We start from the raw sequence: 21,281 nt of genomic DNA on the forward strand, positions 1-21,281 counted from the left end.
ACCCCCAGCCCTGTGCAGCTTCAGCCGGTCCGACTGCTTCGCAAACCTGCCAAGCAGGCGAGCCTTCTTGCCTTCAACCTTGACAGGGAACATGAGAGACTAGCGGCTATTCATACTCCCCTGAGAGACACGATTGTGCGGCCAAGGTCAGGCATGTGGCCGGTCATCGCTTGTGAGGCAGGGCTTAATGGCTAAGCTGCCAGCTCCAATACGCGCTGCCAGCGCGGATGTTCGTGCAGTGGCGCAAAGTCAGAATCCTGCTTCACCCACGCTTTGGTCTCGTGATTGGCGTGAGGCAGCAGGCGTTCCAGCAGATCGAGCGCCCGATCGAGTTCGCCGAAATAACAGCAAAGGCAGGCGGTGTTGTACTGCGTCAGGATATCGTCCGGATCGATAGCCAGTGCCCGTGCGGACCATTCCCTTGCACGCTCGACTTCTCCAAGGAAGGCGAGAGCATTGGCACCGAGATAGGCCGGCCGGGGGTTCTCAGGGTACTTCGCCAATTCGCGTTCGGCGCGTTCCACGCCTCTGCGAGCCGCATGCCTTTCGTCTTCCGGCCGCCCTAAAGAATGATAAACCTGCAAAAGCAGGACAACGGATTGGTAGTCGTCTGGCTTGATTTCGGCTGCACGTTCGTAATGGTCGGCAGCTTGCCCGAGCTTGCCTTGCGCATAGCAGGCGCGCGCGTAGAAATAGTGCGCTTCGAACAGATTGGGATCACTGGTGATTGACTGTTCGAACTCTTTTTCGGCCTCCTCATATCTTTGGCCGACCGAGAGAGCGAGACCACGCGACGCGTGTGCTTCGGCCAGCCCACTTTCGATATCGAGCGCCTTGCCGCTGTTGGCGAGAATGCTCTCGAGCGAGACCTTCTCGTCGTAATTTAGGAAGAGAAAGGAGTCGCAGTCCGCAATGCCCGCATAGGCGCGCGCATAGAGAGGATCGAGCTCGATTGCCTTGCCGAACATTCGCTTGGCCAGCACATAGTAGGTCTTGGACGTCCGGTGGAAAAACTCTCTCCCCCTCAGATAATAGGTATAGGCCTCGACATTGTCAGTGGGAGCCGCCTTGATCGCCTTCTTTTCGGCTGGCAGCAGCTTGACCTTGAGCTGATCGACAATGGTGTGAGTGATCTCGTCCTGGATGGCGAAGATGTCGGTGAGTTCGCGGTCGTATCGATCGGCCCAGACATGACCGCCATCCGCCCCGTCGATAAGCTGTCCCGTGATGCGGACGCGCTGACCAGCTTTGCGTACACTCCCCTCAAGCACGAATTTGACACCGAGTTCCCGCGCCACTTGCTGCACCTTCACCGGCTTGCCTTTGTAGGTGAATACCGTGTTGCGGGCGAGGACGTGGAGGCCAGAGATTTTCGACAGGTCGGTGATGATGTCTTCGGTAATTCCGTCGGAGAAATACTCCTGCTCGGGGTCGCCGCTCATATTTGTGAACGGCAGGACGGCGATTGAAGGTTTTTCCTTCTCGCGCCTCTCAGGCGATGCTGTCAGTGCGCTGTTCTCGAAGCTGAACGGTGCGGCGAGTGCGACGTGGTAGACTCTGACCGGCCGGTCGATGTTCTTGAGTTCGTGTTCCCCCGTGTCCTCGAAATCCAGATCAAGATTCTTGCCGAGATGGTCGCGAACCGCGCCGGAGATCGCGATGCCTCCGGGCCGGGCGATGCTTTCAATTCGCGCCGCGACGTTGACGCCGTCGCCATATATGTCGTTGTCATCGAAGATGATGTCGCCAACATTGATACCGATGCGAAATTCGATGCGCCGCTCCTCTTGCACGTCGGCGTTGCGCTCGCGCATGCGGCGCTGGATGTCGGTCGCGCAGGCGACCGCGTTCACCACGCTCTGGAACTCGACCAGCATGCCGTCGCCGGTGAGTTTCACGATCCGACCCTGGTGCTCGGCGATCTTGCCGTCGACCAGATCTCGCCGATGCGTCTTGAGCGCCGAAAGCGTACCGCCCTCGTCGAGACCCATGAGCCGGCTGTAACCGACCACATCAGCGGCAAGTATTGCGCTAAGTCTTCGTTCCATGCGCGGCTAGCCTATTTTACGGCGAGTCAGGGTAGCAGGTTCTCACAGCAGCGGCATCACGCTAAATCCGCTCCTCGTAATATTCGGAAGAGAGAGCATTGAAACTTAGGTGCAGACGAGGCGTGGTCACGGAGATGACAGCGGAAGCGATGAAAGCCCGTGCGTCAAAAGTGTCACCGCGGCCTTTGGATTTTTTTACGGCGATCACGGAGCGTCCGCTTACTGCACCTATCCGAAGTCGACAGGCACGTTCTGGAAGGTCCGCTACTGGCGCACCTTACTCGTTCCAGTGGACGAGGCGAACAGCAACAAACCATCCATCTCGGCCATTGGCGGCAGCCAGTTGGTAGAGTTTGACCCTAGAACGCCAGCGTGTGAGACCACCGCCGCCGGGGCGAGCGCATGCCGGGTCGGCACCCACCGGGTTCATCGGCGGGCGGGGGCGGGATGGTTTGTGGGGTCCCGCATCAATGCGCGTGACCCCTCGCTCACAGACTGGATGATCGCGTTGAAGGCGGTGATCACTATTGAACAGAAGCCGCCGATACCAGGACGAAGCCGCGGGTCTTGTTCTCGTTGTCGGAGTCCTGGGTGTTCATGGCATCGAAAAGCTCAGATGTCTTCACCCACACTGGAGGGTATTTATACCGTGCGACATCAAGGATGAGGAAGCGGTCTGATTTCCCATCATAGGCTGCTAGCGGCGAGATATGGCCGCCCTTCTCCTGTCCGATTGCCTTACGGAGGTAATTGACGATCACGAAATGGTTCGACTGGCCGAGATGGGAACTCGCCAGCTTGCGGAACTCGTCGACTGAGCTGTCGGCGGCATGATGGACTTCTGCCTTGACCGGCTGCGTCGCAAGAATTCCACCGATCTGATCGAGGGTCATACCTTTCTTCGCCAAAACATCTCGGGCGAGAATGGCGTCCGTTCGTTCATCGAGGACATTGTCCTGCGTGAAAGTGCGATATGGCTCGTACTCCGGAACCGAAGGCGCCGGTACATTGAGCGCGTTCAGCACCATGACGATGCTGGCGACACCGCAATAGGACTGTGTCTTCTGCGTCAGAAAGTTGCTTGCGAGAGGGAAATAGGCCTCCCGTGCATCGCTTTCGACGAAGTAGTTTTCGCCAATATCAGAACTAAAGCCGGCCAGATTGTCAGGAAGCTTCAGGGTTTCGGCGCTTGCGCTGGTGACGAACAGCCCCAATGCGACCACTGCCCCATGAACGAAGTGCTTAGACATGGCAACGTCTCCGCTGGGTGATCGTGCCACTATACCAGAAGGACGGGCGTGTATCACCATCCCCGTTCGGGGTCGAAGGTCGGGTTCGAGAGGAGGGGCCGTATCCGGCGCGCCCGGCCGACAACTTCGTTCAAAGTTCGGGATCTCCTCATGGCCGGCTGCTCTCGCCGCCAAAACCATCCAAATCGCTCTGAACGACCGAGTTCGACCCTTTTGGCGGTCGTTCAGTTGCGAGCGTCGCATGACGCGATCTGACCCAGAGTTGCCCTTCATCAGCCCATTTCGCTGCCTGACAGCCGACATTCGCGGCAACCGGCACTGATGGCTCTTGGCGGACAGCAACACGACTACAAGAAAGCCAACTTAGGTGGCTTCCGAAGTCATTTCCTTTGCCAGTTCGCCGATCATCGAACGCAACCACCTGTGGGCCGGGTCGTGGCGGTAGCGAACGTGCCAACCCATCTGCACTGGAAAAGTGCCGAGGTCGACGGGCGCGGGTAGTACCTTCAGGCGCGGATCCCGCTCAAGGCTCCGGCAGATGAGGCTCGGCAGCGTTGCGCAGTAGTCCGTGACGGCAAGCATCTCAGGCACGGCTAGGAAGTGCGTGACAGAAACGGCAACCTCTCGCTTGAGGTTTTGTTGCTCCAATGCCTGGAAGAGGCCCGCTCGCAGCCGGCCCGGTGGGAGCACGTTCACGTGCTTGAGTCTCTCGTACTGATCTCGGGAAATACGGTCTCGTACGTCGGGATGGTCCTTGCGCACCACGCAGGCGAGCCCATCGTCGATAAGATGCTGGACGACAAGATTGTCCGGCGGATCGATGATCCGGCCAAGCACCATCGCCGTGGTACCGGAAATGATGCCGGTTTCGGCGAGATCGTTGCCAAAAGCTGTCATGCGGAGCTTGATGCCAGGCGCTAGCTCCCGGGTCCTCGCGACAAGGGCCGGCATCAACACAAGCTCCACGTAGCTGTTGGGAGCAAGCGTGAACAGTCGTTCGGCCTTTGCTGGCTGAAACTCCTGCTGGTTCAAAATGAGATCGTCCAGTTGCGCCAGCGCTGCTTCGATTGTCGGAGCGATCTCCTCGGCCAGTTGCGTCGGCTTTATGCCGTACCTTTCCCGGATGAACAGCGGATCCCGCAGGGTGTCGCGCAGGCGGTTCAACGAATTGGACAGCGCCGGCTGGGTGATGCCCAGTCGCGCTGCTGCCCGTGTCACGCTTCGCTCCTCCATCAGGGCCAGGAAAACCGGGAGCAGGTTCAGATTGTATCTCATCGAGATATAATCCCATCTGAATATCTAAAATCAAAGAAGTAAATTTCTGAAATATGTGGGCAGGTGCGATTATCGGCTCATCGACAAGCCGATGCGGCTGATCGAGCTTCAGTGCAACCGGCCACGGCGCCTCATGGCGCGGCATCACCTGACGAAAGGATGCAAACGATGAAAGTGCTAATGGTACTCACCTCCCACGACGTTCTCGGTAGCACCGGCAAGAAGACCGGCTTCTGGCTCGAAGAGCTGGCAGCGCCATATTACGTTTTCAAAGACGCCGGTAACGAGATCACCCTCGCCTCGCCGAAGGGCGGCCAGCCACCTCTCGACCCGAAGAGCGACGAGCCGATGTTCCAGACCGACCTCACGCGACGCTTCAACGCCGACGAGGCTGCCAAGGCGCACCTCGCAGAAACTGTGCGCCTGGACAGCGTCGACCAGAAGGACTTCGATGCGGTCTTCTACCCCGGCGGCCACGGCCCCTTATGGGATTTGGCCGAAGATCCGAATTCGATCAGATTGATCGAATCCTTCATCGCGGCCGGCAAGCCGATCGCCCTCGTGTGCCATGCACCGGGCGTCCTGTGTCGCGTAACCAATCCCGACGGCACGCCGTTCGTTCAAGGCCGATACGTGACCGGCTTCACCAGCAGCGAGGAAGAGGCTGTAGGCCTCACGCAGGTCGTGCCGTTCCTCGTCGAGGACGAGCTCATCAGCCTCGGTGCGGTCTTCTCCAAGATCAAGGACTGGGGCGTGCACACAGTCGTCGATGGCCAGCTCATCACCGGTCAGAACCCGGCATCATCGAGTGAGGCAGCGGAGGCGCTTTTGGCTGCTCTGAGCCAAATGAAGGCAAAGACCGCCTGAGCGATTGGAAACATCGTGATCTGCTAACGGCTCGCGTCGGCAGATCACCTTCGGAGGCCGGAGTTTGTCATGTCCTGCCGTCAATTCCACGATATTGCTGTCGGATGCCCAGCAGATGATCGAGAGGTCGATGGCCGCCGCTCGCGCGCTGAATGTTCCCTGCTCAATCGCTGTCGTCGACTCGTCTGGGCATCTGCTGTCCTTTGTTCGCCAGGACGGGGTCATGGCAGGATTGCGAAAGGGCGATGCGGGACGCGTCGTCGATGCAGACATGGACGAACTCCCAGCCGGCGCCCCGAGACTTACCCTTTTGCGGATCACCGGTGATGCCTGGCCGACTTGGCTGAAGCGGTCAAGCTTCTTGATGTCGATATGATCATCTCGCCGGGGTTCTCGCGCTCGTAGCGTCGGACCGGTTCGGTCCGGCTCGATATCGCTCAGCCGCGACAGCCGGCACGCTTGAGAACCCGCCTGATGGTGGCGGGCGAGCCGCTCACGCGCTACTAACGGCGCGCTCGCGAGCGGCTTCGTAACCCCCGAGCTACACCACCTGACGGGACAGGACCGACGAGCCTTCCCAAGGCCGGTAACTTGGCTGGCGGGCTGTCCAACTGGGTGCGTCCGAGCAATTGGATTCCCGGTGTAGAGTTGCCACCCTGGATCTCCGGCTGCATTCCTAGCTGTGTCCCCTAGGATACATTGTCGAGCAGGGTCGACTTATCCAAGCCTTGTGTCGGCTCAGGCGTCCATTCACCATTCGGCGTCATCTCGTTGACTGTCTCGGGTAGATCCCGCGCAATGCTTCTGATTAGCTCCTCGCGCGAAAGACCCGTCTGCATCGACATGGATCTGAGTGTACCTTCGTCCATTGCCGCTTCGACTTCCCTTGGCTCGATCGGTTGGTTTGGCCCGCTGCCAACCCACGAGTCGACCTTCGATCCTGCCCCCACCTCCCTGAACCGTTCGAGGATCTCACCAAGGTCAGCCCTCGACACGCCATTCGTTATCTGAGCCAGAATTCTGCGTTGTGGGTCGTTTGGGTTAAGATACCCTGCTCCCGGAATCAATTCACAGAGCTTGTCGCGATTTTGGTATGCCAGAACGCCAAGCATCGCGATCGCCAATCTTCCCAGATTTGCCATTGGTCTCCTCCACGGTTTTGGCCCATGAGCGAATCGAAGCCAAGTCTTGGCGGATGCCGACGCGTGTGGGCTCGAACAACTTCTTGCCGGTCGGCTCGACGGCGGAGAGGACGCGTCCTCGGGGTACTCGTTTTCCATCTGACGTCTTCTCCTGACGCGGAACTTCGGGGCGCTTGGCCGCAGTCGCCCTGCGCCGATCGAACGCCCTAACCCGGCGCCTTCCGGGTTTGTTCCGCTTGTCAGAGTTTGTCGGCGACGGTGGGGGGCGCGACCCGACGGGTAACTCTACCGGCTCGAGAAATAGAGTCTGCCCAACTTGACGATATTTCAGAACGACGGCGGCTCGGTTAGCCTCAGCTACCTTGGACTGCCGCCGGCTCGCGCACGAATTTCAATTTCGGCGGGACGGCGAACACCCTGAACCGCTCAGCCAGGCTGTCAAGAGCTTGACGCATGCCCACTCCCGCAGCAGCCGCACCGTGTCCACTGATGACCATCTGCGGGTTCAGGGCAGCCAGGTGCTTCACGGATCTTTCCGCCGCATCCCAGTCCGGCGTGAAGTAGCGCGGCGGACCGTGCATCTCAAGATCCTGAACGGCGACCTCATAGACTGACTCCTGACCGGTGGTGATGAAAGCGTCCCCTACGATCAGCGAGCGGTCCTTCTCGCGCCAGAGCGAGATATGCCCAGGAGCGTGCCCGGGTGTGTGTAGCCATCGCCATCCGGGCATTCCGGGGATCGATCCGTCGGCAGGTAAGAGTTCCAAACGGTTGCCAAGATCAATTGGCCCGCGTGGAAAAAGCGGCGAAAGCAGCGCCATAAGTCCACCCCCGACCCAGGGATCCGGTGGCGGATAGGATGCGGTTCCGTCCAAATAGGGGCGCTCGAGTGGATGCGCGAAGACAGGCACGTCCCACTTATTCGCAAGGTTTAGAACCGTTCCCACATGGTCGAAATGGCCGTGGGTCAGGATGATCGCGGCTGGCCGTGCGTTCGTGCCAAACCGCTTTTCCGCGACCGCAAGAATGCTGCTGCGGGACGTCGGCAACCCGGTATCAATCAGCATCCAGTTCCGATCTCCGCTGCCCGGTGCGCCGAAGAACACGACATTGACGATTGCTAGCCTCAGATAGCCCAAGTCCGGTGCGATGCTCCAAGCGCCGTCGCCAAGATCCTCGCGCCTGGCGTGGTCGATCTCGGAAAGTCGAATCTGAACGGTCATGTGATCCCGTGCCTCTCTTGTTGCTGAGCAGCCGCTCGAGTAGATCGGCGGCGGTGGTACATCGCCCCGAACTTGGCACGTCCCTCCTTGTTCCTCATTCGCCACCCAGCTCCGGACAGTCCACCACAGGAACAAAGGCTCGACCAATCGGTTCGGCATTACCCGGTCACGCAAGGACGAGCTGGACTGGACAACGAAGATGGCGCGCGCCCGATTGGATGCGGCATTTCGCCAACGCGGTTCCCGGTCCTAACAAGACGGCCGAGTTAGAAGCCGACTGCTGAAAGGAGACTTCGAATGAGCGAAGTGGGGCGCAGGGACGAGCACCAGGTGGAGGCTCCGGTTCCGCAAGCTTCGCGCTTCGCCAGTTTTTCATCGCAGGCTTTGAGTGCTCTCGCACCGGCGCAAGGACGGAGTTCGCCTCGATCTTATTCGTGCGACCTCGCATAATTTGCATGCCCTGGGCGACTACCGCGGCTGCGCCGAACTCGGCCTTCGCACCATCCGCGACGGACTGCGGTGGCAGCCAAATGTCCGGAATACTATTGTCGATGTCGCCGAGAGACCTTTTGGCAGTGGCGCCCGACCGGCTGCCATCCTGTTGACCCACGGCCATTTCGGGCAGCGGCGACGGCAGAGAAGGAGGACAGGCGTGGTGCCGGTCAACCAGGACGTCGGTTCTGGCCGGCAGATGTCGACCTCTCCGTCCGCGCAAGGCCCCGCACGGCGGCCACTCCGCGTGGGAAGCCGCTGCGGTTGCTAAAATCCTGCGGTTGCGCGCGGCCGCGAGCGTGCCGGGCGCTTACCTTTTGGGCGCTCAACCAATCGATGAGCGTCACACCGGCGATGAGGACCAGAGCAAGGCCGACATTGTCACGTTTTGGATTGTCGCGCCGGAACGCCGGCAAGAGTGTTGCTATGTCGAGCGCGTCACCGGCCACACGGCTCCAAAGGCCTGCCTGTTTGTCTACCGACAGCGAGAGAATGCCGCTGCTGACTTCCCGCGCCCCGTAGGCACGGATGATGCTCTCCTTGCCGCGCATTCCGAGTGCGCGGGCGATCCGCTCGGAGGCCACAAGCTCGGCGACACCCAGCGCTATGCTGAACCAGCCGAGTTTGCTTGCAAGCATATCGGAGGCTGTGAGCGCGGTCGGGCCAGACTTTACCACCCTGGGGTCGCTTGGCGATCTGCTGAGATTGCCGAATTTGGTAAGCATGTTCATGGCTCTCCTAGGGCTTCAGTACGACTTTGACGCAACTATCCTGCTTGTCGCGGAATACCTTGTACATCTCGGGTCCTCGTTCGATCCCGACCGTGTGGGTGATGACGAAGGAGGGGTCGATCTGACCTTCTTCGATGCGGCGCAGCAGGTCGTCGGCCCAGCGATTCACATGCGTCTGGCCCATCCTGAAAGTCAGGCCCTTGTTCATGGCCTGGCCCATCGGGATCTTGTCGACGAACCCGCTATACACGCCCGGGATTGAGATGACGCCGGCCGGCCTGCAGACATAGATCATCTCCCGCAGCACGTGTGGGCGATCGTTTTCCATCAGCATGATCTGTTTCGCGCGATCATAGAGAGTGTCTGGTTGGCCAAGTGACACATGGCTTTCCATCCCGATGGCATCGATGCATTTGTCCGGCCCTTTGCCACCCGTAAGCTCATTCAGCGTTTCGATTACGCTCGCGTCCTTGAAGTTGATTGTGATGGCGCCGGCTGCCTCAGCCATGGAAAGGCGTTCCGGCAGGCAGTCGATCGCCACAACCTGCTCGGCCCCGATCAGGATGGCGCTGCGTATGGCCATCTGCCCCACCGGGCCACAGCCCCAGATCGCGACCGTATCGGACGGCTCGATGTCGCACTGAACAGCAGCCTGCCAGCCGGTTGGAAAGATGTCGCCGAGGAAGAGGACCAGCTCATCGGAGAGGCCGTCCGGTACCTTGATATGCGTGGCGTCGGCAAACGGCACGCGAACATATTCGGCTTGTCCGCCCGGGTAACCGCCGGTGAGATGGGTATAGCCAAACAGCCCGGCCGTGGTGTGCCCGAATGCTTTGTCGGCGATATTCTTGTTGCGGTTGGTGCGTTCGCAAACCGAGAAATTCTTGCGCTTGCACTGCTCGCATTCACCGCAAATGATTGTGAAGGGGACGACGATGCGATCTCCCTTCTTGAGGGCGCCGTTTACGCCGGATCCAACTTCCACCACCTCTCCCATCATCTCGTGGCCCATTATGTCGCCAGGCAGCATCGCCGGGATGAAGTTGTGATAGAGGTGCAGATCCGAGCCGCAGATCGCGCAGCTGGTCACCTTGACAATGGCGTCGCGCGGGTCCTCGATTTCGGGATCGGTAACCTGGTCGCAACGTATATCTTCTTTTCCATGCCAAACGAGAGCCCGCATGCTTCATCTCCTGTGGATGCCCGTCTGCAGCGCCGCCGGCAACGCCCTTGGCCGAACTGACGCCGCGCAAACGGGTGCTGAGAAACGGCTGCTTCCTTCATTCCGGAGCCAACCCCGGCCGATTTCCTTCGGACTATGGAGGTTTCCTGCGCCGAACCCGTGAGGCAGCATCGATGTTCCCGCGTCTTTAAAAAACTCGGCCCCGCATTATCAGAAGAGTCGGTTTTCGCGGAGCACCAGGGTCCTTTCACAGCCGTCGCTGCCCGGTTGGGACATGGACTCCGGCTCAGCGGTTTGTTTCACCGGGTGTGGCGGCTTCAGGCCGAAGGCCTTGCCCTGGACGCAGCCGAACTAGGGTCAGTGATCTGCCGGGACATCAGTGATCTTCTTCCTATGTACCCACAGGACCAGGCTGGCAGGCCCATCTCACCTTCACATCCAGCAATCGCAGCTAGCGCCAGGGCAGACCTGAATACTCGAGGGAAGTTGCCCGGACATGGACACAGGGATTTTCAAATCGGGATCGGCAGATATGGATGTCATGCGCTGGGTCCGGACGTGTCGGTGCACAAGCCGCGAACAGGACACGAGCCTTTTTTGCACCAGAGCTGGAACAACAGCGCCGGAGCAAGGTTTGATTCCTGCAGCGTTTTCCTCCAGCTGCCTGATCGGGGTTGTCCGATCGGCCCGCGCCTATTCCCGGGCGCGGGCCATGTCAACGACATACATACCCCGAAAAATCCTATGAAGGCGGTGAAAGACCGGGCCGTCCCGTTGAACCGGATCCGTGGGCGCCGAGCAAATGCGGTTGCGCGCTGGGAACAAGTGAGAAGCCGCCTCAGTCGCCCACGCGCCAGCGTGCTGGAGCTTCTCGGCGAAGCGTCGCGCGGACGTTGAAGGAAAGAGGCGATCACCTGCACGACGAGCAGCCGACTGCAACCGTGCGCAGCAATCCCTGATCCATTGCGCGCGAGCCGTGAGCACCCCCCCGCGGGTGACAGAGAGACTGGAACAGCACAACGTCCGCCAAACTCGAAGTGGCCACGGGAACGCGCGCCTTGCTGGCGGTTGCCGGATTGCGGAACTGGGCCTGAGCCAGGTCGACGTGGGACCCGAGGCGATTGCGATCGCATTTCGCATAAGGCCTTGGACTCACAATGGCAGAACGTCGTAAATGGGGCGGGTTCGAACGTCGGGGAGGCCTTTAGTGTAGGCGCGCGTGGCGCGAGGTCGCATCTGACATTAGCGGGTATGATCGAAGTCCACGGCGAGACCACAACTGACCGCATGGCCAGCGACCATGTTTTCGAGCTCGCGGTCTGAAATCGAGGGCGTCGGAACAATTTGCCTCGGCGCTATGAAGGTGAGCTCTGTCGAGATCAGGCGGTGGCGGCGACTTCGCGTGCCGACATATTTTTCGATAGGATCTTCACGCCGTCGCACCACACACCTCCAATTCAACTTCACCCCACATCAATTGCGGAAGTTTCTCAGATGCGCATTCACATCGGTTAACCGGACCAAAATAGACGCGCCTCCACTCAAGAATGAGCAGTTCGTTCCAGCTTTGGCAGGACAAGCGAGTTGTGGGCCATGGTGAAGGAACAACAAGGCACTGGCCTCGTTAGAGCCGTACATCCATCGATAGCTTTCAACAGGAGATGAGAATGGCGACGACGAGAAGATCACAAGGCAGCTCCAAGGGCTTGGAAGACCTTTTCTACGATGGTCTGAAGGACATCTACTACGCCGAACGGAAGATTCTGACCGCGTTAAAGAAAATGGCAAAGGGCGCAGAGTCCGAGGAGCTGAAGGCCGCGTTCGAAAAGCATCGAGACGAGACAGAAGGTCAAATCGATCGCCTGCAGCAGGTTTTCGACGCGTTTGGCAAGAGGGCTCAGGGCAAGACCTGCCCAGCGATCGATGGCATGATCGAGGAGGGGCAGGAGATTTTGGAGGAATTCGGAGACGCTCCAGCATTGGACGCAGGGCTCGTGGCTGCAGCCCAGGCCGTCGAGCATTATGAAATCGCGCGCTACGGCACTCTTGTGACGTGGGCGGGCTTGCTCGGCCTAAGAGACGCAGTCCCACTTCTGGAACAGACTCTGGAAGAAGAAAAAGCCACCGATGAGGCGCTCACCCAACTCGGCGAAACTGGCGTCAACGAACGGGCAATGCAGCAGGCCGCGTGAGGTGGCGTATTGCTGGGGTGGCCAATCCGAAATTTGCATCTTCTTGAGCAGCGCAAGGAGCGAATTCGGATTTGGCCATTTCCTCTGTCGCTTGCCTGTCGAGCACACGTGTTTTGGCACCAACCGCATTGTACTACTGCGCGCATCCAATGTGGGCGCGCCGGTTACGCTCAGCGAAAACACCAACCCCGCCGCACGCGCCTATATCGACGCGGCAAGAAGACTCGAGGGCGAGGACCTGCCGGTCATTCTGCCTTTCGAGCGGAGGGGCCTCCTCGACCGGCTGTTGGGAAGGAGGGCAGCATGAACCTGCTCGATATCTTCAAGCGCCGCGGCAGCGCGCCCGTGGCGCGCGAACGCTTGCAACTGCTGTTGGCTTACGAGCGTCGAAGCCGCAACCAGCCCGATCTCGTCTCCGTGTTGCGCGAGGAGATCATGGCGGTGATCGCCCGGCAACGCCAACATGTCGACGTGATGGCAGCCGAATCGAAATCGAAGAGGCGACCGAACCCGGCAAAGGGCGATCGCCGAACGCAAGTGCTTGCGCCATCCCTGGCCGACAGGATGCCGGTATGAACGAGGAACCGGCTCGTCGGCCTGCGGCAGATCCTTCTGGCATCGACAGCTTTTTCATGGCTGGTTTCGAGTGTTCCTCGCATCGTCGTGCCGACGGGGTGCGCCTTGATCTGATCCGTGCGACCTCACATGACACCCATGCATCCGGCGACTATCGCCGCTGTGCCGAGCTTGGGCTTCGCACGATCCGCGACGGCTTGCGCTGGCACTTGATCGAAACAGCGCCGGGAGTGTTTGACTGGTCGAGCTGGATGTCGGTGATCGAAGCAGCCCAAGCGGCCGGGGTGCAGGTTATCTGGGATATCTTCCACTATGGTTCGCCAGACCACGTCGACCAAGGTGGCCTCGGCTTTGTCGAGGCCTATGTCCGTTTCGCCGCGGAAGCTGTTCGGGTTCATCGCTTAGCCACCGGAGTGGCTCCCCTGGTATGTCCGATCAACGAAATTTCGTTCTTTGCATGGGCGGTGGAGGTCGGCTATTTCCCGCGCGTCGGGCAGAACAAGCGGGGATGGTTCAAACGCCACCTTGTCAGGGCAGCGATCGCCGGGATCAGAGCAATGCGGGAGGCCGAACCCAGTTGCAGGTTCATCTGGGCTGAACCGCTCATCCATATTGCTCCTCGTGACCGCACTCGCGCCGAGCGGCGGCGCGCCGAAAATGCTCGTCAGGGCCAGTTCGAGGCTTACGACATGCTGGTCGGGCGCGCGGAGCCGGAGTTGGGTGGCAGCGAGGACCTTGTCGACGTCATAGGCCTCAACTTCTATCCGCACAACCAATGGTACTTGAATGGGCCAACGATACCGATGGGGCACCACGAATACCGGGCGCTTTCGGAAATGCTGGCCGAGGTCGACGAGCGCTACAAGAAGCCGATGTTTATTGCCGAGACCGGCGCCGAGGGCTCAGGACGGCCGGCTTGGCTCCATTATGTTTGCGACGAAGTGCGCGATGCGATGAGCCTCGGAGCACCTATTCAGGGCATATGCCTGTACCCGGTGACGGCCTACCCCGGTTGGGACAATTCGCGCCACGCCGAAGTAGGCTTGTTCTCCACCATTCATGCGGACGGTTCGCGCACTCTTCACAAGCCCCTTGCCGACGAGTTGGAACGCCAGCGCCGATTGTTCGAGGCCTTCGAAAACGAGCCAGCAGGCGCGGTATAGCCCCGCCGATAGTGCGCCGCGCTTTACTGGCATCGGCAACGCGGTAAGCCTAAATCTGTCCGCCGAGATAGACGCCTCCTTGGCCGCAGCGATGATCGCCTCGCGTGCGACCCTTGGCGACTTTTCGCCGCGCACGACGGCAAGGCACGCCTCGATTGTTGCGAGTCTCGACTTGCAAGCCGGCCCCGGCCAATCCTTCAGCAGAACCTCGGCCGCGTCCGTTGCCGACACAACAACCCTGTCGCGATCGATCCGGCCGGGTTGAACGACTACCGGCTTTGTGAAACGTCTCGTACGCACGACCCCTCCAACGGCATATTAGTTTCGGCTGATCTTTGCGCCATCTCAAATGTTAATGGTCGCCGCGAACGCAGCTTAGTCCCGGCGCATCGTTCACTCCGCCGCCTCGCGCTGCGTCGGCATCTGCCCGATGCCGTTTGCCGGCATGCTCTTTTGAATGCGCGCGAACGTCGCCAAAGCCTGCCCGACGACCTGATCCATATTGTAATAGCGATATGTCGCCAGACGTCCGACGAACCAGACCTGTGGGCACGCCGCTGCCAACGCTTCGTAGCTCTTGTACAACGCCTCGTTTTCGGGCCGCGGCACCGGGTAATATGGATCTCCGATGTCCGAGGGATATTCGTAGGTCAGGCTGGTCTTCGGACTCTTCTGTCCGGTCAGATGCTTGTACTCGGTGATGCGGGTGTAGTTTTCCGTCTGCGGATAGTTGACGACGGCGACCGGCTGAAACTCCTCGCAATCAAGCGTCACGTGCTCAAAGCGCAGCGAGCGGTAAGGCAAGCGACCCAGCTTCCAATCGAAAAATTCGTCGATTGGCCCGGTGTAGATCATCCGCTGGCACGGAATCTTGTCGCGAATCTCACGATAGTCGGTCTGCAGCATGATCTTGATCTTGGGATTATCCAGCATGCGCTGGAACATGCGCGTATACCCGCCTGCCGGAATTTTCTGGAAAGTGTCGCCAAAGTAGCGATCATCCCGATCGGTCCGCGTTGGCACCCGCGCTGTGACTGATTTGCTCAACTGGGAAGGGTCAACACCCCACTGCTTCCTGGTGTAGCCGCGGAAGAATTTCTCGTAGAGCTCCCTGCCCACGGTGCTCACGACGACGTCTTCGGCTGTGCGGACTTCTTCCACCGTCTCTCGCCGGGAAGCGAAGAACTCCTGCAACTGCTCGGATGTCAGCTTAAGGCCGTAAAGGCGGTTTATGGTGTCTAGATTGATCGGTATCGGCAGCAGCTTTCCGTCGACCAGCGACAGCACGCGGTGTTCGTAAGACCGCCATTCGGTGAACTGCGACAGGTAGTCGACGATCGATTGGGCATTGGTGTGGAATATGTGCGGCCCATAGCGGTGGATCAGGATCCCCGCCTCGTCATAACAGTCATACGCATTGCCGCCGACGTGATTTCGTCTGTCAACGATTAACACGCTTTCTTGTCGTTGCGATGCGATGCGTTCCGCCAGCACGCTGCCGGCGAAGCCGGCGCCGACGATCAGCCACTCGAACATGCTCACGCTCCCCTCAGCAACGGCACGACGCTCTTCATCGCCTGGGCGCGCTGGATGTGGGCCGCCATCGCATTCCAGGTCTTCTCCCAGGACATGTCGGCGAGGTAGGCGTCGGCTTTCTCCACCAGGAAATCGCGGGGACGCGCCAGGATGGATCGAAGCTTGGCTTCGATATCCTCGGCGTCGACAATGTCGACTAGGCCTTCGGCGCCGTAGGTGCGCACGACGTCGACGATCGCTGTGGAAACCACCGGCAGTCCTGCCGCCAGGAATTCAGGAGTCTTTGTCGGACTGATGTAGCGTGTCGCCTCATTGAGCTTGAAAGGCATCCAGCCGGCACTCCAATGCCGGAGGTAGCGTGGCAGGTCGGCATAGGACTTGCCGCCCAGCCAATGCAGGTTGCTTGCCGTGGGCAGCCTCGCCGGATCGATCTTGACCACAGGGCCGAGCATGACGAATTGCACGTCCGGCATTGCTGCAGCCGTCTCCGCTACCAATTCGACGTCGAGCCGCTCGTCGATGACCCCGAAATACCCCACTCTCGGGCGAGGTATGTTGGCCTGGTCGAGTGGGTCCTCACCCGGCTCTCTCGCCTGATGGAAATGTGCAACGTCGATGCTGCTTGGGAAAGGAAAGATCGAACGATGCAGGCTTCGCTTGGCCTCGTAAAGGCTCTGCCCGCCCGTGAAGACGACATCGGCACGTTGGAACAGCGCCTTTTCCAGCTGATTCAACTCTGCGGGTGCGTTCTTGAACGCGGAGAGTTCATCCATGCAGTCGTAGACGCAGACGTCATAGGCGAGATGGTCGCTGAAACGTAGTGCCATGGGCGTGTAATACCACGCGGTTAACCGTTCATGCGGCGTAGAGGCGACGATCTGGTCGACGAATCTGCGCTGGAGCGCATCCGCCTTGGTCGCGGACGTGCCGACTGGAATAACCGGCGTCACAATTTTGATCGTAGGTGAAACATCGTTCACCCGCATCGAAGCGTGGCGCCTTTCGTCGAAGATCGGCTCCTCGAAATAAATTAGCTGCTGCTGTTTTGAGGCGAGCGTCAGGATCTGTTGCGGTCTTTGGAATACAAAATTCCATCGGAGGTGGGAAAAGCAAAGTAAAATTGACGACTGTACGGTGGTATCTGGTTTTAGGGGGGTGCCCACCGCCATTTCCATATAGAAATCCTTCGTTACAATTAGAAATTGCCTCGGATAACATACGTTAATCGAGGCAGCTTCGATGAAATTCGCAGCCATCTCTATAACTTTCATCCCAGTAAGTTGTTCCATAGTTCCAAACTGTCTCGGGCAAGGCCAGCGGTCCGCGCCATTCCGGCCATGGCTCAAGAGAGAAGGTCAAGCCGAACGACCCTGCATCCGGCTGACATGATGGCCGCTCCAGAAGCTGAAGCCCCGCGCCGTGCGTGACCTCACCCAAAATGTGGCGCATTGCCACAGAACGGTTGAAATCGTTCAATCGTTCAACAACCGTTCATGGGCGGAGTTATAAATGAGGGCTGCGAATCGATTCGGCTGAGTCACGCAGACGGTCCAAATCAAAGGGGTCCGCGAAACAATCGCGGGAATGCTTGGGAATGAAGATCGACTTTGAAACCAACGTCTTTCCATTGTTTCACCCGCAGGCGGTGGATGATGTGAAGGACCCTTGTCCGGTGTTCGATGGCACGCTCTGGCACGTCTTCGGCTCCAGCGGCACCGTCACAACCGAGAGCTGGAAAATCCTCCACGCCACAGCGCCGGATCTTTATGGACCCTGGATAGAGCACGAGGCGATCGTTTTGCCGGTAACCGGATCGGGCATTGCGGCGCCCGGCGTCATTCATGAGTGCGGCGTCTTCCACATGTTTATCCAGACCGAATTCATGAAGTCCGGCGGACGTTGCGAGCACGCGGTCTCCAATGACGGCTTTCATTGGGTCGTGCTCAATCCGGCGATATTGTCGCTGCCCGACACCGATGAGGACGGCATCTACGATCCCCACCCCGCAATCATCGGCGGCAAGCGCTATATCGTCTATTCAGGCATGCCCAAATTCACCAGGGTGCCTCAGCCTGATGTCTATCTGGCGCGCAGCCAATCCGATTCTTGGTTCGGGCCATGGAAACGTCTCGGCAAGATACTCGATCATCTCGACGTGCCGCATCACAATGCGCGCGAGCACCCCGATTACGAGTGGGGGATAGAAGGGGCGCAACTGGTTGAATTGCCGGATGGCCGCGTGCTTCTCAACGCTACCTGCTTCCTCCCCGACGGCCCCCGTGGAAGCCGTCAACGCGTTTTCTTTGCTATCGCCGATAGGGTAGAGGGTCCTTATGTCTCTGTCGGCCCCGTCCTTGATCCTGGCGAGCCAGGAGAGAATGGCCATTCGACCGTAATGATCGAAGGCCGGCAATTGACTTTGTTCTACCAGAGCAGACGCGAGACGACGAACCACCGCTGGCGATATGGTCTGGCCAAGTGCGACTTGGATCGGCTCATACTTTCCAGAGTTGCCTAGAGAACGTGATCCAATCGTAGCCGCTGGGCTACCCACCTCGTCCAGGTCGCATTGCCCGACGGACGCCGACAAAAACCCAAGAAAGGCACAGATTAAGCTCGCTCATCACAATGGTGCTGCCAGTCGCCGTTTCTGATCGATGGTCGTCCAGCGATAACCGATGGGCTAGATGTCCCAGGCTGATGACGTAGGCAGTCGGCGAAGCCGGCGACGAGGCAGGTTGAGAGTAAAAAAGGTAAGTTGGTCGCGTCAGATAATATATTTAAATTCTCTCGTCGAACTCCTCGGTGAGACCAGTCGTGCCAATCGGTTTCTCAGCGCCGGTGACAAGATAGCCGCAAGTCTGACAATTGGATGTCGAGTTGGCTCAATGAAAGGAAGCAGCTGAAATTGGGTCACTATTTTTCTAACCGGGGTCGATGATATCAACCGGTTTTGATCCTGAGCAGGATGTCCTGATCGTAATTTCCAAAGCCCTTGCCGAAAATGTTGATGCCGCCGGGGCGCTTGGCGTCGTCCTTGACGCCGATACGGAGACGGATTGAATGATGGTTCTTCAGGTCAAGTGCGGCGAGGCCGGTTTCGGAAATCCTGACCCCGTCGATATAGGTGCCTTCATTGACAATTCGCCAGTTCTTGAGCTTGCCGTATTGCGAGCCCTTGAGCTTCCACCATGAGGGCGTAAAGACGCCGCGCTTGTCGCCGAAATCGCCCGGCGACGTCCAGGTGCCGACATCGACGCCATTGATCGTCAGCGTGATGTCAGAGGGCCAATCGGCGCTGGTGCCCGGCACCTCCGAGGACAGCTCAATCGCCACTTCGAGTTCGGTGATCTCGGCATTGGCGAGCTTGGCATTGTTGGGGAACTGGTATTCGACAAAGCCGCGCGTGAACCACAGCAGCCCGGCTTTCATGCGGGCCGGATCGAGGAAAGTGTTGGGAACATCGAGCAGACCAATGATGCCGTCCGGCGAACAAAGGCCGCAGGGCGCGGTAACCTCGAAGCCGGTATAAAGCCCGATCGGCATCGACACTTCCATCGCGTCGTTCTTGACCGCACGATATTCGCCCTTGAACACGACGAGCACTTCTTCGGCGGTCGGATAACAGATTTTCTGATTGCCTTTCTTCGCCTTCCGGTTCTCGGTGCGGATCAGCCCCGCATCCTCCAGCACCTGGATGTTGGTCGAGACGGTCGATTGCGGCAGCGACAGCACGGCGGCGATTTCGTTGACATTCATCGGCCCTTTCTCATGCAGCAGTTTCAGCATCGAGATCCGCGCCGAGGAGGCAAGCCCCTTGAGCACGGCAATGCCTTCCTCAGGTTGGATCACCAGAAAATTGCCACTCATGAATTTGCCAGTCTATGCTCGTGGAAGAAGCTATCGCCTCGCCAATTCGTGTTCGGTAAGCTTGCGTTGGTGCGCGGGACCGTTGCAACGGCGTTGAAGGAAACGCCGAGCCGGCAATTTGGTTACATGCACGCGGCTACACCTTCGGTACGCATTGAAGCCACACCGCAACAAGGATGTTTGGCTACAGGTCTGAAATTGTTCGCCGCGCAATGTTGGCGTCCTTGGCTGCGGTAATGGACGCCTTACGCGCTATTCTTGGTGGCTTTTTGCAGCGCAGGTTGGCAAGGCACGCCTCGATTTGCAGCAAGCCGCGAGTCGCAGCGAGGCTTCGGCCAATCCTTCAGCAAAACTTCGACCGCGTCCGATACCGCGAAAGCGGTCCTTAGAGCTGCGGGCCTGGCGAACTGATCGCATTGCTGTTCCGTCCGCTTCCGTTAGTTCTGGAACACGAAGTCACAATCAAGGTTCGGCGGCCGCAGCAATGTCTCCCTCCCAATGCATGGCTGCAGATCGGTGCGCACCGATCGACCCTCGCCCCCTCCGGGAGGCCGCGGGCGCGGGGACAGCTCTTGTGGCGCAGATCACGACACGGGCGGTGCGCCCCTTTCGACGCAAAACGCAGGTCACGCGGAGACGCGTCGGCCGGCAAGTCGCGCCTGTAGGAGCACAGCCGCCAGCAGAAAAAAACGCGGATGACGCTCTGCCAATAGGCTGAGAGGGAAATCCAGCCCAGGCCGTTCTCGAAGTTCAGAACATTGAACAGGATACCGAGCAGCAGCACCCCGGCTAACGTCGTGATCACCGAGCCGGAGCCGCCGGTCAGCACTGTGGCGCCACAATAACCGCGGCGATGGCAAACAGCTGCCAGCCAACCCCTTATGGGCTGCCCGGCACCAAACTGGGCGGCAAGAATGACGCCGGCCAGCCCCGCGAGGCCGCCACTGGCTAGGTAAACCATGAATTTGGCGCGATCGGCCCGGAGGCCATCAGCCGCGCGGAATGTCCTGACAAGACGGCAGCGGGCTGGGAGCGGGTGGGCAGACCGGCCGTGAGGACGCGTCACACGCGATGAGCGCCGGACGCGCTAGTCGTTAGCCGGCCTGAATTGGTTTGCCCTTCTTCTTCCGGGGCAGCTTGGTTTCCGCGTCCGCAGCAATCGGCTTCGACGGCGATGTTTCAGCGGTCAGTCGCTGCTCGCGCAATCGCGCAGTTTTCGCCTGGCGTGCAAGCCGCTCGGAGTCGGTCAAGGTGCGAGCTGCGATTGTGGTGCGCTCATATCTTTCCTTGTCGATCCGTCGGGTGCCCACGCTTTGCCCTGCCGCTTTTGCTTGCCTCGATGGCCCGCGCCTCTCGAAAACGCGTGCCGATCGGGCCCTTCAATCTGCCAGCAGTGAGTGAGGACCGCTGCCGGCACCGAACCACCATTGCGGCATTGTGTTCCTCTGCCTCCAAGAAAAACCAGTATATGCAAAAGCTGAACGTGAGAGGCCGTAGCGGCGTCGAGCGGCGGCCCACGCGGGCCAATCAGGAGCTATGGACCTGCATATCGCGCCGGCGCCATCGGTTCGGGCCGACCACAATTCGCCTGGCTCATCCACATTCCTTAACGGCGGCCGCAACAATGCGTCCGACTTAAGTTCGGCTGCAGTCACACGCATTAGACCGACAATAAACTGCGTTCCCGGGCAGGGTGGAAAGCCGAGTATAGCCCCATAACATCATCAAGACCC

At 59.4% G+C, this 21,281-nt stretch carries 17 protein-coding genes and 4 pseudogenes; 6 read left to right on the forward strand and 15 right to left on the reverse strand.

Going from position 1 to position 21,281, the window contains the following annotated elements:
• Positions 1–191: 191 nt before the first annotated feature.
• From NKI25_RS30965 to NKI25_RS30975, 3 genes are all read right to left on the reverse strand, one after another.
• Positions 192–2,048, reverse strand: a complete 1,857-nt coding sequence (locus tag NKI25_RS30965) for a TPR end-of-group domain-containing protein (RefSeq protein ID WP_352707766.1) — start codon at positions 2,046–2,048, stop codon at positions 192–194.
• 524 nt (positions 2,049–2,572) lie between these two features.
• Positions 2,573–3,298: a phytochelatin synthase family protein gene (locus NKI25_RS30970; protein WP_352707764.1), complete on the reverse strand. Its 726-nt coding sequence runs from the start codon at positions 3,296–3,298 to the stop codon at positions 2,573–2,575.
• Positions 3,299–3,661: 363 nt separating this feature from the next.
• Positions 3,662–4,573 carry a LysR family transcriptional regulator gene (locus NKI25_RS30975; protein WP_352707762.1) on the reverse strand — a complete coding sequence of 304 codons (912 nt, stop codon included), beginning with the start codon at positions 4,571–4,573 and terminating at the stop codon, positions 3,662–3,664.
• A 168-nt stretch (positions 4,574–4,741) separates the two neighbouring features.
• On the opposite strand from NKI25_RS30975, the gene NKI25_RS30980 reads away from it, so the two are divergent.
• Complete coding sequence (locus tag NKI25_RS30980) at positions 4,742–5,440, forward strand: type 1 glutamine amidotransferase domain-containing protein (protein ID WP_353000251.1); 699 nt, start codon at positions 4,742–4,744, stop codon at positions 5,438–5,440.
• 220 nt (positions 5,441–5,660) lie between these two features.
• On the opposite strand, the pseudogene NKI25_RS30990 reads toward NKI25_RS30980, so the two are convergent.
• The 5 genes and pseudogenes from NKI25_RS30990 to NKI25_RS31010 form a co-directional block, all read right to left on the reverse strand.
• Positions 5,661–5,928, reverse strand: a pseudogene (locus NKI25_RS30990) (IS481 family transposase); the annotation flags it as partial.
• A gap of 201 nt (positions 5,929–6,129) precedes the next feature.
• Positions 6,130–6,582, reverse strand: coding sequence for a YidB family protein (locus NKI25_RS30995; protein ID WP_352707758.1), 453 nt, complete (start codon positions 6,580–6,582; stop codon positions 6,130–6,132).
• A gap of 353 nt (positions 6,583–6,935) precedes the next feature.
• Entirely contained in the window at positions 6,936–7,805 is an 870-nt protein-coding gene (locus NKI25_RS31000) for an MBL fold metallo-hydrolase (RefSeq protein WP_352594034.1), read from the reverse strand.
• A gap of 662 nt (positions 7,806–8,467) precedes the next feature.
• Positions 8,468–9,028 (reverse strand): hypothetical protein, encoded by a 561-nt coding sequence (locus NKI25_RS31005; protein WP_353000253.1) that lies wholly within the window; start codon positions 9,026–9,028, stop codon positions 8,468–8,470.
• A gap of 7 nt (positions 9,029–9,035) precedes the next feature.
• Complete coding sequence (locus NKI25_RS31010) at positions 9,036–10,211, reverse strand: zinc-dependent alcohol dehydrogenase (protein WP_352625317.1); 1,176 nt, start codon at positions 10,209–10,211, stop codon at positions 9,036–9,038.
• A gap of 1,667 nt (positions 10,212–11,878) precedes the next feature.
• Here NKI25_RS31010 and NKI25_RS31015 point away from each other — a divergent pair.
• From NKI25_RS31015 to NKI25_RS31030, 4 genes and pseudogenes are all read left to right on the forward strand, one after another.
• The gene (locus NKI25_RS31015) at positions 11,879–12,403 is read left to right on the forward strand and encodes a YciE/YciF ferroxidase family protein (protein WP_352784238.1); all 525 of its coding nucleotides are present in this window, start codon (positions 11,879–11,881) and stop codon (positions 12,401–12,403) included.
• A 133-nt stretch (positions 12,404–12,536) separates the two neighbouring features.
• Positions 12,537–12,710 (forward strand): annotated as a pseudogene (locus tag NKI25_RS31020) (septum site-determining protein MinD); the annotation flags it as partial.
• The gene (minE, locus tag NKI25_RS31025; RefSeq protein ID WP_352594038.1) at positions 12,707–12,979 is read left to right on the forward strand and encodes a cell division topological specificity factor MinE; all 273 of its coding nucleotides are present in this window, start codon (positions 12,707–12,709) and stop codon (positions 12,977–12,979) included. The pseudogene NKI25_RS31020 and the gene minE, both read left to right, overlap by 4 nt.
• Entirely contained in the window at positions 12,976–14,142 is a 1,167-nt protein-coding gene (locus NKI25_RS31030) for a beta-glucosidase (RefSeq protein WP_352625313.1), read from the forward strand. Before minE ends, NKI25_RS31030 begins: the two co-directional genes overlap by 4 nt.
• A 75-nt stretch (positions 14,143–14,217) precedes the next feature.
• Here the strand turns inward: NKI25_RS31030 and NKI25_RS31035 are convergent.
• From NKI25_RS31035 to NKI25_RS31045, 3 genes and pseudogenes are all read right to left on the reverse strand, one after another.
• Positions 14,218–14,442, reverse strand: a pseudogene (locus tag NKI25_RS31035) (DUF982 domain-containing protein); the annotation flags it as partial.
• 93 nt (positions 14,443–14,535) lie between these two features.
• On the reverse strand, positions 14,536–15,678 hold the full coding sequence (glf, locus tag NKI25_RS31040) for a UDP-galactopyranose mutase (RefSeq protein WP_353000255.1): 1,143 nt from the start codon (positions 15,676–15,678) through the stop codon (positions 14,536–14,538).
• Positions 15,679–15,680: 2 nt separating this feature from the next.
• Positions 15,681–16,934 (reverse strand): glycosyltransferase family protein, encoded by a 1,254-nt coding sequence (locus tag NKI25_RS31045; RefSeq protein WP_353000257.1) that lies wholly within the window; start codon positions 16,932–16,934, stop codon positions 15,681–15,683.
• A 338-nt stretch (positions 16,935–17,272) separates the two neighbouring features.
• Here NKI25_RS31045 and NKI25_RS31050 point away from each other — a divergent pair, with 338 nt between their 5' ends.
• Positions 17,273–18,196 (forward strand): glycoside hydrolase family protein, encoded by a 924-nt coding sequence (locus NKI25_RS31050; protein ID WP_353000278.1) that lies wholly within the window; start codon positions 17,273–17,275, stop codon positions 18,194–18,196.
• A gap of 425 nt (positions 18,197–18,621) precedes the next feature.
• Here the strand turns inward: NKI25_RS31050 and NKI25_RS31055 are convergent, their stop codons facing one another.
• From NKI25_RS31055 to NKI25_RS31065, 4 genes and pseudogenes are all read right to left on the reverse strand, one after another.
• Positions 18,622–19,548 (reverse strand): ArsR/SmtB family transcription factor, encoded by a 927-nt coding sequence (locus NKI25_RS31055; protein ID WP_353000259.1) that lies wholly within the window; start codon positions 19,546–19,548, stop codon positions 18,622–18,624.
• A gap of 184 nt (positions 19,549–19,732) precedes the next feature.
• The gene (locus tag NKI25_RS36585; RefSeq protein ID WP_502897048.1) at positions 19,733–19,858 is read right to left on the reverse strand and encodes a DUF982 domain-containing protein; all 126 of its coding nucleotides are present in this window, start codon (positions 19,856–19,858) and stop codon (positions 19,733–19,735) included.
• Positions 19,859–20,174: 316 nt separating this feature from the next.
• Positions 20,175–20,536: pseudogene (locus NKI25_RS31060) on the reverse strand (ABC transporter permease); the annotation flags it as partial.
• 106 nt (positions 20,537–20,642) lie between these two features.
• Complete coding sequence (locus NKI25_RS31065) at positions 20,643–20,798, reverse strand: hypothetical protein (protein ID WP_353000261.1); 156 nt, start codon at positions 20,796–20,798, stop codon at positions 20,643–20,645.
• Positions 20,799–21,281: the final 483 nt, after the last annotated feature.

It is taken from the genome of Mesorhizobium sp. M0808 (assembly GCF_040320025.1).
In the GTDB taxonomy this organism is placed as follows: domain Bacteria; phylum Pseudomonadota; class Alphaproteobacteria; order Rhizobiales; family Rhizobiaceae; genus Mesorhizobium.